9 protein-coding genes (1 of these 9 cut by a window edge) are annotated in these 12,806 nt (G+C 71.2%); 7 read left to right on the top strand and 2 right to left on the bottom strand.

The annotated features are described in order from the left end of the window. Positions 1–1,746 carry the 5' portion of a glucan ABC transporter ATP-binding protein/ permease gene (locus ABLE88_RS14925; RefSeq protein WP_348832471.1) on the bottom strand. It extends 69 nt beyond the left edge of the window, so only the first 1,746 of its 1,815 coding nucleotides appear in the window; the start codon lies at positions 1,744–1,746; the stop codon falls past the left edge of the window. 574 nt (positions 1,747–2,320) lie between these two features. On the opposite strand from ABLE88_RS14925, the gene ileS reads away from it, so the two are divergent. The 6 genes from ileS to ABLE88_RS14955 all read left to right on the top strand — a co-directional run bounded on the left by ileS (position 2,321) and on the right by ABLE88_RS14955 (position 10,683). Next, positions 2,321–5,410: an isoleucine--tRNA ligase gene (ileS, locus tag ABLE88_RS14930; RefSeq protein ID WP_348832472.1), complete on the top strand. Its 3,090-nt coding sequence runs from the start codon at positions 2,321–2,323 to the stop codon at positions 5,408–5,410. A gap of 1 nt (position 5,411) precedes the next feature. Then, positions 5,412–5,942 carry a signal peptidase II gene (gene lspA, locus ABLE88_RS14935; protein WP_348832473.1) on the top strand — a complete coding sequence of 177 codons (531 nt, stop codon included), beginning with the start codon at positions 5,412–5,414 and terminating at the stop codon, positions 5,940–5,942. Between the two features lie 102 nt (positions 5,943–6,044). Then, positions 6,045–6,821, top strand: coding sequence for a hypothetical protein (locus ABLE88_RS14940; RefSeq protein WP_348832474.1), 777 nt, complete (start codon positions 6,045–6,047; stop codon positions 6,819–6,821). Positions 6,822–6,939: 118 nt separating this feature from the next. Next, positions 6,940–8,295 carry a M16 family metallopeptidase gene (locus tag ABLE88_RS14945; RefSeq protein ID WP_348832571.1) on the top strand — a complete coding sequence of 452 codons (1,356 nt, stop codon included), beginning with the start codon at positions 6,940–6,942 and terminating at the stop codon, positions 8,293–8,295. Beyond that, positions 8,292–9,656 carry a M16 family metallopeptidase gene (locus ABLE88_RS14950; protein WP_348832475.1) on the top strand — a complete coding sequence of 455 codons (1,365 nt, stop codon included), beginning with the start codon at positions 8,292–8,294 and terminating at the stop codon, positions 9,654–9,656. Before ABLE88_RS14945 ends, ABLE88_RS14950 begins: the two co-directional genes overlap by 4 nt. Before the next feature lie 175 nt (positions 9,657–9,831). Then, positions 9,832–10,683, top strand: coding sequence for a hypothetical protein (locus ABLE88_RS14955; RefSeq protein ID WP_348832476.1), 852 nt, complete (start codon positions 9,832–9,834; stop codon positions 10,681–10,683). 9 nt (positions 10,684–10,692) lie between these two features. On the opposite strand, the gene ABLE88_RS14960 is transcribed toward ABLE88_RS14955, so the two are convergent. Then, a complete protein-coding gene (locus tag ABLE88_RS14960; RefSeq protein ID WP_348832477.1) occupies positions 10,693–11,322 on the bottom strand; it encodes a 2-hydroxychromene-2-carboxylate isomerase in 630 nt (209 codons plus the stop codon). A 185-nt stretch (positions 11,323–11,507) separates the two neighbouring features. Between ABLE88_RS14960 and ABLE88_RS14965 the strand changes: the two genes are divergently transcribed. Then, positions 11,508–12,725, top strand: coding sequence for an FUSC family protein (locus ABLE88_RS14965; protein WP_348832478.1), 1,218 nt, complete (start codon positions 11,508–11,510; stop codon positions 12,723–12,725). The last annotated feature ends 81 nt before the right edge of the window (positions 12,726–12,806 follow it).

Genomic DNA, 12,806 nt, shown 5'->3' on the forward strand with positions numbered 1-12,806 from the left:
CTGGGCGCGCGCAAGCGCGGCGAAGCGGCCGCCCTGCGCCACCAGCTCCTCGAAGGTGCCGGCCTCCACCACGCGGCCGCGCTCGAACACCAGGATGCGGTCCGCATCGCGCACGGTGGCCAGGCGATGGGCGATGACGAAGGTGGTGCGGTCCGCCATCACGGCGTCGAGCGCCGCCTGCACCTTCTGCTCGGTGGCGGCGTCGAGGGCGCTGGTCGCCTCGTCGAGGATCAGGATCGGCGGATTCTTCAAGAGCGCCCGGGCAATCGACAGGCGCTGGCGCTCCCCGCCCGAGAGCGCGCGCCCGCGCTCGCCCACCACCGCCTTCAGCCCCATGGGGTTGCGCTCGATCAGCTCGAGCGCCTGGGCGCGCTCCAGCGCCGCGCGCAGCTCCGCCTCGGTGGCGTCCGGCTTGCCGACCCTGAGATTGTCCTCGATGGTGCGGTTGAACAGCAAAGGCTCCTGGAACACGACGCCGATGGCGCGCCGGAGCGAGGCCAAGGTCACGTCGCGGATGTCCGTGCCGTCGATGCGGATCGCGCCCGACTGGGGGTCGAACACCCGGTGCAGCAGCGCCAGCGCGGTGGACTTGCCCGCCCCGGTGGTGCCGACGAAGGCGAAGGTCTGGCCCGGCGCCGCGTGCAGCGACACGTCCTCCAGCGCCGGGCGCTTGCCGTCATAGGAAAAGGAGACGTCGGAAAACACCACGTCGCCGTTCACCGGCGCATCCTTGCCGAGCTCGGCGGCGCCCGGCTTCTCGCGCACCGCGCCGACGGTGTCGAGCACGTCGAAGAATTGCGACAGGCGCGGGCCCGACATCATCAGCCGGTTGAAGAAGCTCACCGTGTGGTCGAGCCGGGCGATCAGCATGTTGGCGAACGCCACATAGGTGACGATGTCGCCGATGCTGGCGAGGCCCTGGGTGTAGAGCCAGGTGCCGATCAGCAGGATGGAAAGGATGGTCAACGTGGTCGCCGCCTTGGTGGCCATGGAGACCATGGCCCACCAGGAGAGCACCGGGATCTGCACCGCCAGCACCCGGTTCACGGTGTCCTGCATGCCGGACACCTCCGCCTCGATGCGGGTGTAGCTCTGGATCACCGCCACATTGCCCAGGGCGTCCGAGGTGCGCTCGGCGAGGTCGGAATTGTAGGCCTCCACCTCGCGCTGCATCGCCTCGGTGCGGCGGATGACCAAGGCGGTGACGATGCCGAACACCCCCATCAGCACGATCAGCACCAAACCGAGCCGCCAGTTGATGAAGATGCCGACCGGCACCAGCACCAAGAGCGAGATGATGGCGGCGCAGTCGTCGCGAAAGAAGGAGAGCCACAGGCCCCACAGCGCGTCGACGCCCTCGAGCATCACCTTCAGCAGGCGTCCGGAATGGGTCTCGCCGTGATAGCTCATGGGCAGCTCGAGCACATGCTCGAAATATTGCGTCAGCACGCCGAGACGGCGCCGGTGCGACAGCCGGTCGGCGTGGAGCGAGATCAGCACCCCGGCGCCGATGTTGAACAGGCCGAAGCCCACCCAGGCGGCGAGCAGCGGCGTCAGATCGGCGAAGGTGGGCATGCGTCCGGCCGCCTGGGCGCCCGAGAGCGCCTCGACGATGCGGCCGAACAGGATCGGCTCGGCGAACTGGGCGATGGCGAGCAGCAGGTTCGAGACAACCAGCACCGCCCCCACCTTGGCCTGCGGCCCGAGGAGGGAGATGGTGCGGGCATAGATGCGCAACAGGTTCATGGGCGCCGCCGGATCGACCGATGGCTTGAGATGAGCGCCGCGCCGCCCGCCGCACAAGCGCGAACCTTGCGGCAGTCGCGCTTTTTTGCCCGCCGTGCTCCCGGTGCGACAGGCCGGGCACGGTCGCACCCCCGCCCACGGCGCGCACCCCCCGGCTGAAGCTCTGCGCCGCGCACGCCGTTGGCCACCCTCCCCCTCTGTGGGGGAGGGCAGGGTGGGGGGTGGCTCGACCCGATGCATCGTCCCGGCCGCAAGGCGCGCGGCCGTGCGCCAACACCCTCGCATCCCCAACACCCCCTCCCCTGCCCCTCCCCACAAGGGGGAGGGGTGGCCCGGGAAGAGACGGCGCTATTGCGCCAAGGCCCCCGGCAAGGCCCCGCGCGGAAGGGCGCTCTTTCCCGCGCCTTATGCGCCTGCTAGAAGCCCGCCATGGCTTTTGGAATGAACCGGCGGCGCGTTTCCGCCCAGCGGCGAATTATCGGCCCGGCCCCCCGCCGGCGCGCCTGAGCGCGCGCGGGGCCGCCGGGCAAGCGCCTCATTCCCATGCCCCCTCATCGCCGAGCGGCCCGACCCCATGACCGACACTCCGTCCAAGTCCGACCAGACCACCAAGACCACCGACTATTCCAAGACCCTGCTGCTGCCGCAGACGCCCTTTCCCATGCGCGGCGGCCTGCCGCAGAAGGAGCCGGAGCTGCTGGAGCGCTGGCAGCGGCTCGGCCTCTACGCCCGGCTGCGGGAGGCCGGCCGCGGCCGCGACCGCTTCGTGCTGCATGACGGCCCGCCTTACGCCAATGGCAACATCCATATCGGCCACGCGCTCAACAAGATCCTGAAGGACGTGGTGACGCGCTCCCAGCAGATGCTGGGCTTCGATTCGAACTACGTGCCCGGCTGGGACTGCCACGGCCTGCCCATCGAGTGGAAGATCGAGGAGGAGAACTACCGCAAGAAGGGCAAGGCCAAGCCCGACTTCACCGACGCCGCCGCCATGGTGGCGTTCCGCCAGGAATGCCGCGCTTATGCCGAGCACTGGCTCGACGTGCAGCGCGCGGAGTTCAAGCGCCTCGGCGTGGAAGGCGACTGGGACCACCCCTATTCCACCATGGCGTTCATGGCGGAAGCCCAGATCGCCCGCGAGATCATGAAGTTCGCCGAAAACGGCCTGCTCTATCGCGGCTCGAAGCCGGTGATGTGGTCGGTGGTGGAGAAGACCGCGCTCGCCGAGGCCGAGGTGGAGTATCAGGATTTCACCTCGGACACGGTGTGGGTGAAGTTTCCGGTGCGGGCCGCCGGCGATCTTGAAGGTTCCTCCGTCGTCATCTGGACCACCACGCCGTGGACCATCCCTGGCAACCGGGCCATCTCGTTCTCGAACAAGATCGCCTATGGCCTGTTCGAGGTCACCGAGGCACCCGAGGACAATTGGACCAAGGCGGGCGACAAGCTGCTGCTGGCCGACAAGCTGGCCGAAGAGGTCTTCAAGCAGGCGCGCGTCACCGGGTTCCGGAAGGTGCGCGACGTGGCGGAGGCCGAACTCGCCGAGCTCCAGTGCTTCCACCCCCTCGCGTCCCTCGGCCTCGGCGGCTACGACTTCAAGGTCCCCCTGATCGAGAGCGACCACGTCACCGACGACGCCGGCACCGGCTTCGTCCACACCGCGCCGGGCCACGGCCGGGAGGACTTCGAGGCCTGGGTCAACCATCGCCAGTGGCTGATGGAGCGCGGCATCAGCCCGGCGATCCCCTACACGGTGGACGAGGATTCGTTCTACACCGCCCAGGCGCCCGGCTTCGAAGGCAGGCGCGTGATCACCGAGAAGGGCGAGAAGGGCGACGCCAACGGCGCCGTCATCGACGCCCTCGTGAAGGCCGGCAACCTGCTGGCCCGCGGGCGGGTGAAGCATCAATATCCCCATTCCTGGCGCTCCAAGAAGCCGGTGATCTTCCGCAACACGCCGCAATGGTTCATCGCCATGGACCAGCCCATCGCCGACGCCTCCCTGCCCTCGCCCTCCGGCTTGACCGGAGGGCCCATCGGCGCGGCGGCAATGGATGCTCCGGTCAAGCCGGAGCATGACGGCGGCTTGGCACGGGGGAGCAACGTGCCCGACACCCTGCGCGCCCGCGCGCTCTCGGGCATCAAGGCCGTAGAATGGGTGCCCGCAGCGGGCGAGAACCGCATCACCGGCATGATCGAGGGCCGGCCCGACTGGGTGGTCTCGCGCCAGCGCGCCTGGGGCGTGCCCATCGCCGTGTTCATCGCCGACAATGGCGACGGCACCGTCACCCTCCTCAAGGACCCCGACGTCAATGCCCGCATCGCCGACGCCTTCGCGGCCGAGGGCGCCGACGCCTGGTACCGGGAGGGCGCCCGGGCGCGCTTCCTCGGCCCGCGGGCGGATGAGCCGTGGCAGAAGGTGGACGACGTGCTCGACGTGTGGTTCGACAGTGGCTCCACCCATGCCTTCACTTTGGAGGTGCGCGCCGACCTCAAGGCGGAGCGTCCGCCGCAGGGCCGTGACCGGGTGATGTATCTGGAGGGCTCGGACCAGCACCGCGGCTGGTTCCACTCCTCCCTGCTGGAGAGCTGCGGCACGCGCGGGCGCCCGCCTTACGACGTGGTGCTGACCCACGGCTTCGTGCTCGACGAGGACGGGCGCAAGATGTCCAAGTCGCTGGGCAACGTCACCGCGCCGCAGGAAGTGATCAAGGCCTCGGGCGCCGACATCCTGCGGCTGTGGGTGTGCGCCTCCGATTATGCCGACGACCTGCGCATCGGCCCCGAGATCCTCAAGACCACCGCCGACACCTACAGGAAGCTGCGCAACACCCTGCGCTGGCTGCTCGGCTCGCTGCACCATTACCGCCCCTCCGAGCGCGTGGCGTTCGCCGACATGCCCTCGCTGGAGCGCTTCATCCTGCACCGGCTCGCCGAGCTCGACGGCGAGGTGCGCCAAGCCTATGCCGCCTTCGACTACAAGAAGGTGCACGCGCTGCTCGCGCAGTTCATGAACATCGAGCTTTCCGCCTTCTATTTCGATGTGCGCAAGGACGCGCTCTATTGCGATCCCCTGTCGTCGGTGACGCGCCGCGCCTGCCTCACTGTGCTCGACGCGGTGTTCAACCGGCTCGTCACCTGGCTCGCGCCCATCTTGTGCTTCACCTGCGAGGAGGCGTACCTCGCCCGCACCGGGGACGAGGAAGGCTCGGTGCACCTCGCCACCTTCCCGCAGACCCCGGCCGAATGGCGCGACGAGGCCCTCGCCGACCAGTGGCGCCGCGCGCGCCTGGTGCGCCGGGTGGTGCTGGGGGCGCTGGAGGTGGAGCGCGCCGCAAAGCGCATGGGCTCCTCGCTCGAGGCGGCGCCGCGCGTTCATGTGGCTGATCCGGCGCTCGCCGCGGCGCTGGAGGGGCTCGACCTCGCCGAGATCTGCATCACCTCCGACGCCGTGCTGCTGAAGGACGAGGGCCCGCAGGACGCCTTCCGCCTGGCGGAGGTGCCGGGCGTCGCCGTCGAGCCGGCCCGCGCCCAGGGCAGGAAGTGCGCGCGCTCGTGGAAGATCTCGCCGCTGGTGGGCACGGATGCGGAATTTCCCGACGTGACGCCGCGCGACGCGGCGGCGCTGCGGGAGTTCCACGCCGCCCGCGAGGCGGCGCAATAGCATGGCCGGCGAACCCATCGCCGACGCCCCGGGCGGGTCCGGGCGCCATCTGCGCCTCGGCCTTCTGGTCGCTGTCCTGATCCTGGTGGCCGACCAGGCGAGCAAGACGGCGGTGCTGCAATGGTCGTTCGGCTGGGGCACGCAGCTCCACCCCATCGCGCCGTTCATGGATTTCGTCGCGCTCTGGAACTACGGCATCAGCTACGGCCTGTTTCCGCAGGGGGAGCAGGGCCGCTGGGTGCTGGTGGCGGTGAAGGTGGTGGCGGCGCTGCTGTTCGCGGTGTGGCTCGCGCGCACCGCGCGGCGCCTCGATGCGGTCGCGCTCGGTCTTTTGATCGGCGGCGCGCTCGGCAATGCGGTGGACCGGGTGGTCTACGGGGCGGTGTTCGACTTCGTGTCCCTGCACGCCTTCGGCTACCGCTGGTACGTGTTTAACCTTGCCGACGTGGCCGTCGTTGTGGGGGTGGGGCTGCTCCTGTACGATACCGTCTTTGCGCGCGCCTCAAAATCGCCGCCCTCAGCCGCACCATAGCCGGCGCGACAGGCCGGACGCGCGCGATCGGCCCGCACCGGCCCGGCCGGTCATCGACCCGAGAGCGCGATCCGAGAGCGCGAGCCGCAGAGGAACGAACCCATGCGCGTCAGCACGCCGTCAAATCTGGAAGCCACCACGGACGTCATTCCGGGCGTCGACCGGGACGTCGCCCAGGATTTGACGCGCAAGGCGCGGTGGCGCGGCCTGGCCCTCGTGCCGCCGGCGTTCGGCGGATCGGCATTCGCGGCGCTGGCTCTGGCGGCAGGGCTCAGCGCGCTGCCTGCGGCGCCCGCCGCCGCGCAGGGCTTCGAAGGCGACTTCCTCAAGAACACCCTGCAGATGCTCGGCCTGACCGAGGAGGAGGAGAAGCCCGACATCGACTATCGCGAGCGCGCCCCGCTGGTGGTGCCGCCCACCACGCCCGAGAGCCTGCCGCCGCCCACCACCAGCGCCGCCGCCGCCAACCCCAACTGGCCCAAGGATCCGGATCTGGCGCACCAGCGGGCGCGGGCCGCCGCCGCCAAGGCGCCGGTGGTGCGCGACGATCCCGGTCAGCCGCTGATGCCCTCCGAGCTCAACAAGGGCCGCCGCAAGACCGCGCCCAACTACGCCGCCAGCAACGACCCGGTCGCCACCGGCACCAAGCGCGACGAGGTCATGCCGAGCGAGCTCGGGTTCAAGGGCTGGGCCGGCATCGGCAGCTCCGATCCCGGGAAGGAGAAGCCGCTCACCTTCAACGGCGAGCCCGAGCGCGAGAGCCTGGTGCAGCCGCCGCCGGGCTACCAGACCCCGGCCCCCAACGCGCCCTATGGCGTGGTGGAGAAGAAGAAAGAAGAGTTCAAGATTCCCAACTTCTTCGACCTTCACAGCAACTGACCGCCCGGCGCGGGCGGCGACCGGCGACGTTCCGGCCCCGGCTGGCGCGCAGGGGCGCGGAAGCCCATATTCCCGTGGCCGGCGGTGCCGGTATGCTCGAAAGATTCACAACGTGCTGATGAGCCGGATCGCCATGGTCGCCATTCTCGCCGCGGGCGCTGCCGTCGCCGCGCCCCGCATCGCCGACGCCGCAGGGCCCAAGGTCACGCAGTTCCGCCTCGACAACGGGTTGGAGGTCATGGTGATCCCCGACCACCGCACCCCGGTGGTGACCCACATGGTGTGGTACAAGGTGGGCTCGGCCGACGAGCAGCCCGGCAAGTCGGGCATCGCCCATTTCCTCGAGCACCTGATGTTCAAGGGCACCGAGGCCCACCCCCAGGGCCAGTTCTCCGATACCGTGGCGCGCCTCGGCGGGCAGGAGAACGCCTTCACCTCCACCGACTACACCGCCTATTTCCAGCGCGTCGCCAAGCAGCATCTGGCGAAGGTGATGGAATTCGAGGCCGACCGCATGACCGGCCTGAAGCTCTCCGACGAGGTGGTGCTGCCCGAGCGCGACGTGGTGCTGGAGGAGCGGCGCATGCGCACCGACAGCCAGCCCGGCGCCCGGCTCTCCGAGGCCATGCAGGCGGCGAGCTACGTCAACCATCCCTACCAGCACCCCATCATCGGCTGGGAGCACGAGATCAAGCAGCTCAACCGCGAGGACGCGCTCGCTTTCTACCGGCGCTTCTACGCCCCCAACAATGCCGTGCTGGTGGTGGCCGGCGACGTGGCGCCCGAAGAGGTGCGCGCCCTCGCCGAGCAGACCTACGGCAAGGTGAAGCGCGCCGACACGCCGCCGCGCGCCCGCCCGCAGGAGCCCGAGCCCCAGGCGCACCGGCGGGTCTCGCTCGCCGACGGGCGCGTCGCCCAGCCGAGCCTGTCGCGCTCATATCTCGTGCCGTCCTACCGCACCGCCGCCCCGCGCGAGGCCGAGGCGCTGGACCTGCTGGCGCAGATCCTCGGCGGCGACCAGACCGGCCGGCTTTACCGCAAGCTGGTGGTGGAGAAGGGGCTCGCGGCCGGCGCCGGCGCCTGGTACCAGGGCACGTCCTTCGATCCCACCCGCTTCGCGGTCTCGGCCACCCCGCGGCCGGGCGTGACGCTGGAGGATCTGGAGACCGCGCTCGATGCGGTGATCGCCGAGATCGCCGACAAGGGCGTGGATGATCTGGAGCTGGCCCGCGCCAAGACCCAGCTCACCGCCGACGCCATCTATTCCCAGGACAACCAGGCGACGCTGGCGCGCATCTACGGCGCCGCATGGGCCACCGGCCAGAGCGCGGACGACGTGCGCGAATGGCCTGCCCGGGTGAAGTCGGTCACCGCGGACGACGTGAAGCAGGCCGCCCGGCGCTATCTCATTCTCGACCGCGCGGTCACCGGCTACCTTAAGCCGGCGCCGGCCAAGAAGGATGATCGCTCGTGAGCGCCTTCGCCCGCCTTCCGGCGTCGCGCGCCTGCGCCCGTTCCTTCTCGATCATGATGGTGACGATGGCCCTTTCCCTCCTGTCCGCCCCGGCGGCCCAGTCCCAGTCGAGCCGGATCACCGAGGTGACGAGCCCCGGCGGCATCAAAGCGTGGCTGGTGCACGACACGACCTTGCCGCTGATCGCGGTCGAGTTCGCGTTCCTCGGCGGCGCGGCCCAGGACGGGGCGAAGACGCCCGGCGTCGCCAATCTCATGGCGGCGCTGCTCGACGAAGGCGCGGGCGAGCTCGACGCCCAGGCGTTCCAGAGCGCGCTCGCCGACGCCGCGGTGGAGCTGCGCTTCGACGCCGGCCGCGACGAGACCCGCGGCTCCCTGCGCACGCTCTCGGAGAACAAGGACAAGGCCTTCGACCTGCTGCGCCTCGCCGTGACGGCCCCGCGCTTCGACGAGGAGGCCATAAACCGGGTGCGGGAGGGGCAGATGGCGGTGCTGCGGCGCCGCTCCACGGATCCCAACTCGATCGCCAACGAACGCTGGTTCGCCCTCGCCTTTCCGGACCATCCCTACGGCCGGCCGGTGGATGGCACGCTGGCGAGCCTGCCCGGCCTCACCCGCGCCGACCTCAAGGCGTTCGCGGCGCGCACCCTGGCCCGCTCGAACCTGCGGGTGGCGGTGGTGGGCGACATCACCGCCGAGGAGCTGGGCCGCCGGCTCGATGCCGTGTTCGGCGCCCTGCCCGCCAAGGCCGACCTCGTCCCGGTGGCCGACGTGACGCCGAAGGGCCTCGGCACCACCGACGTCATTCCCCTGGACGTGCCGCAATCGGTGATCGTCATGGGCACGGTGGGCCTCGAGCGGCCCGACCCGGACTTCATGGCCGCCTACGTGCTCAACCACATCCTCGGCGGCAGCGCCTTCTCCTCGCGCCTCTTCAAGGAGGTGCGCGAGGCGCGCGGGCTCGCTTATTCGGTCTATTCCTATCAGGTGGCCCTCAACCATGTGGGGCTCTGGTTCGCCGGCACCGCCACCAAGAATGACCGCGCCGCCGAATCCATCGCCCTGATCCAGAGCGAATTCCGCCGCATCCTCGATGCGGGGCCGAGCGAGACCGAGCTGAGCGAGGCCAAGAGCTTCCTTGTCGGCAGCTACGCGCTGCGCTTCGACACCTCCTCGAAGGTTGCGGGCCAGCTGCTCCAGATCCAGCTCGACGATCTCGGCATCGACTATATCGACAAGCGCAACGCACTGATCGAGCAGGTCTCGGTCGAGGACCTCAAGCGCGTCGCCCAGCGTCTCACCGACGCCAGGAAGGCGCTGGTGGTGGTGGTCGGGCGGCCGGCCGGCCTCTCCGGCGGCTGAGCCCACCACCCGACGGCGCGTGCGGGCCTGCCGACCGGCCGACTGGCCAAAGGTGTTTCGGCCTCAGCGCGCTTCTTGCTATAACCCCGCCCGGGGCGCGGCAAGGCTTTGGAGTTTATCGGCAATGGCCCTTGCAACGGACGCCGTGCTGACGCGCGGGAACGAGGAAAAGCAGATGCGGGCCCGGTCCCGCGCGGCCGGGGCCGCGCCGGCGGTGCTGGCGCTCGCCCTCGCGCTCGCCGGCTGCGGCGGCGGGGAGGGCCTCGACGGCGCCTTCGGCGCCCAGGATGTGGGCGTCGCCGGCACGAGCGCCGGCGTTTCCAGCACCCCGGGAACGCTCACCGTGGGCTCGGGTCCGAACGCGGTCGCGTATGAATGTCCCAAGGTGATCGTGCGCACCGGCGCGGCCACCTGGCAGGTCCAGGCCCGCGAAGGCGGCCTGCGCTACCAGGGCACCATCGGGCAGCTGGCCCGCGAATGCAGCATCGCCGGCGGCTCCATGGCGGTGAAGGTGGGCATCGAGGGCCGCGTCCTTCTGGGCGAGAAGGGCACGCCCGGCGCCCTGGAAGTGCCGATCCGCATCGCCGTGGTCCAGGAAGGGCCGACGCCGAAGACCATCGCCACCAAGTTCTTCGTGGTTCCGCTGGAGATTCCGGCGGGCCAGGCCAGCTCGACCTTCGCCGTGGTCGAGGACCAGGTCACCTTCCCGCTGACGAAGCCGGCCGAGGTCGAGCGCTACGTGATCTATGTGGGCTACGACCCGCAGGGTGAGCCCAAGGTGCGCCCGGCGCGGTCGGCGCAGCCGCGCACGTCCAGCGCGCCGTCCCGTCCCGCCGCGTCCAGCGCGTCCTCGTCCCCGTCGAGTGCCGCCGCCAAGCCGAAGCCGGCGGCGAGCGATCCCGGCGCGCCGAAGGACGACGTGTTCGGGCCGCCGCCGTCGGGCCCGACCTCGGGCGCCTCGTCCGGCGCCGCCGCCGCCCCGCCGCCGGCCCCGGCCTCGGACGGCTTTGCTCCGCCGCCGCGCTGAGCCGGGCCCTCAGGCGCTGGCGCGCGTCGTCGCCGCGGCCGCGGTGCGGGCGTGGTCCAGCGCCATCTCCAGGCGGTCATTGCCCCAGAACAGTTCCCCGTCCCGCGTCACGAAGCTCGGCGCGCCGAAGATGCCGAGGCGCCCGGCCGCCTCGGTCTCGGCGCGCAGGCGCTCCTTGTTGGCCGGCGCTTCCGCCTCGGCGATGATGTCGTCGCAGAAATGGCCGAGCCCGGCGAGCAGCTCGCGGATGGTCTCGCGTGCGGCGATGTCGCGCCCCTGCGCGAACGCGGCGGCGAAGACCGCGCGGGAGAAGGCCGGCCGGGAGGCATCGTCGAGCCACACCGCCACCCGCGCCGCCAGGACCGCGTTGGGCGGGAACGGCTCGGGCCGGGTGACGGGGGGCAAATGCGCGATCTTCGCCAGCCGCGCCAGATCGCGCCACATGTGCGCGCCTTTCAGCGGGAAGACCTCGCCCGGCGAGGCGGCATAGCCCTGCGCCCGGAAGATCGGGCCGAGCAGGAACGGCCGCCATCGCAGTTCGACGCCGGCACCTTCCGCCAGCGGGGCGATGCGCATGGCGGCGAGATAGGAATAGGGCGAGGCGAACTCATAGAAGAAATCGAGGGATGCCCCGGACATGCGCGCCTCCACCAGCTTCGTTTGCCGAAGTGTCGTGCGGCGGCGTCCCGGGTTCAAGCGCCCCGGGCGCAGGGCGGCTTTGCCGTCGGCGCAGGGTTGGTCTATCGCAGGCGCGGACCGCGGCGCCGTTCCGGGCCGCGGTCCGCGGGCGGGTTGCGCCGCCCGGCGCCCGAGCGGGAGCATCCATGTCCGCACCCAGTCCCGATCACGATCCCGACGCCGGCCGCGCCGCGCCGCGCGCGCCCGCGCCCGCCGTCCGGCGGGCGTCGTCCCCTGGCGCGCCGCCGGATCCGGTTCCCCCGGTCGCGCCGCCGCGCTGGCGCGACCGCCTGGAAGGCCTTATCGGCTGGGCCCACCTGAAGCTCGGCCTGCGCGCCACGGTGGCCGCCGTCGCCGCCTACGGGCTGGCGTATTTCCTCGCATTGCCCAACGGCTATTGGGCGGTGCTGACCGCCATCCTGGTGGTGCAGTCGACCCTCGGCGCGAGCCTGTCCGTGGCGGTGGACCGGGCGCTCGGCACCGTGGTCGGCGGCGTCATCGGCGTCGCGGCGGCGGACCTCGTCGGCCCCTCGGTCCCGCTCACCTTCCTGGCGCTCGGCGTCGGTGTGCTCCTCACCAGCACGCTCGCGGCGCGCTTTGCGAGCTTCAAGCTCGCCCCCGTGACGGTCGGCATCGTCCTGCTCTCCGACCCGAGCCACGCCGAGCCGCTGCTCTCGGGGCTTCATCGGGTGCTGGAGATCGCCGTCGGCGGCGTGGTGGGCGTCGCCTGCGCGATCCTGATCCTCCCCGAGCGGGCGCTGGTCAACCTGTTCCCTTATTGCGCCACCGCGCTGCGGCTGTCGGCCAGCCTGCTGGAGCACGGCCGCGACGGCATGCTCGGCCGGGGGCTCGACCCGGCCGCCCTCGACCGGCTGAACGCCGGCGTCCGCAAGGCGCTCCGGGCGGCGGACGCGCGGATCGCCGATGCCCGCGCGGAGCGGGCCGGCCGGCTCGCGAGCCATGCCGATCCCGCGCCGGTGGTGCGCACCTGCCGGCGCCTGTGGCATTCCGTCATCATCCTCCTGCGCGGCGCCGACCAGCCGCTGGCCGAGCCGCTGGCCTCGCGCCTCGCGCCCCATCTGGACGCCGCGGTGGCGGCGCTGCGCGCCCATATCGACGCGCTCGCCACGCGCCTCGAAGGCGGCGTGGCAGAGGGCTTCGGCCAGACGGTCGGCGCCGCCCGCTCCGCCGTGGCGGCGCTGGAGGCCGAGGCCGAGCGCCTCAATGCCGAGGGCGCGCTCGACGCAGCGAGCGGCGAGACCTTGGCCGCTCTGTTCGCCGCGGTCTCGGCCTGCGCGCATGTGGAGGAGAATCTGGAGGACCTGTCCGCGCGCCTCGACGAGGTCAAGGGCGCCGACGGCTGAGGCCAAGCATCGCATCAGCAACGCCCCGGCAAGCGCGTCGCGACGCGCCCCGGGAAACAGGCGTTGATTTGGAACGGTTCC

Source organism: Xanthobacter luteus, from assembly GCF_040049235.1.
GTDB lineage: Bacteria > Pseudomonadota > Alphaproteobacteria > Rhizobiales > Xanthobacteraceae > Xanthobacter.

Coding starts and splice junctions, on each gene's coding strand:
- ileS (WP_348832472.1), top strand. CDS start 2,321: ATGACCGACACTCCGTCCAAGTCCGACCAGACCACCAAGACCACCGAC.
- lspA (WP_348832473.1), top strand. CDS start 5,412: ATGGCCGGCGAACCCATCGCCGACGCCCCGGGCGGGTCCGGGCGCCAT.
- ABLE88_RS14940 (WP_348832474.1), top strand. CDS start 6,045: ATGCGCGTCAGCACGCCGTCAAATCTGGAAGCCACCACGGACGTCATT.
- ABLE88_RS14945 (WP_348832571.1), top strand. CDS start 6,940: ATGAGCCGGATCGCCATGGTCGCCATTCTCGCCGCGGGCGCTGCCGTC.
- ABLE88_RS14955 (WP_348832476.1), top strand. CDS start 9,832: ATGCGGGCCCGGTCCCGCGCGGCCGGGGCCGCGCCGGCGGTGCTGGCG.
- ABLE88_RS14960 (WP_348832477.1), bottom strand. CDS start 11,322: ATGTCCGGGGCATCCCTCGATTTCTTCTATGAGTTCGCCTCGCCCTAT.
- ABLE88_RS14965 (WP_348832478.1), top strand. CDS start 11,508: ATGTCCGCACCCAGTCCCGATCACGATCCCGACGCCGGCCGCGCCGCG.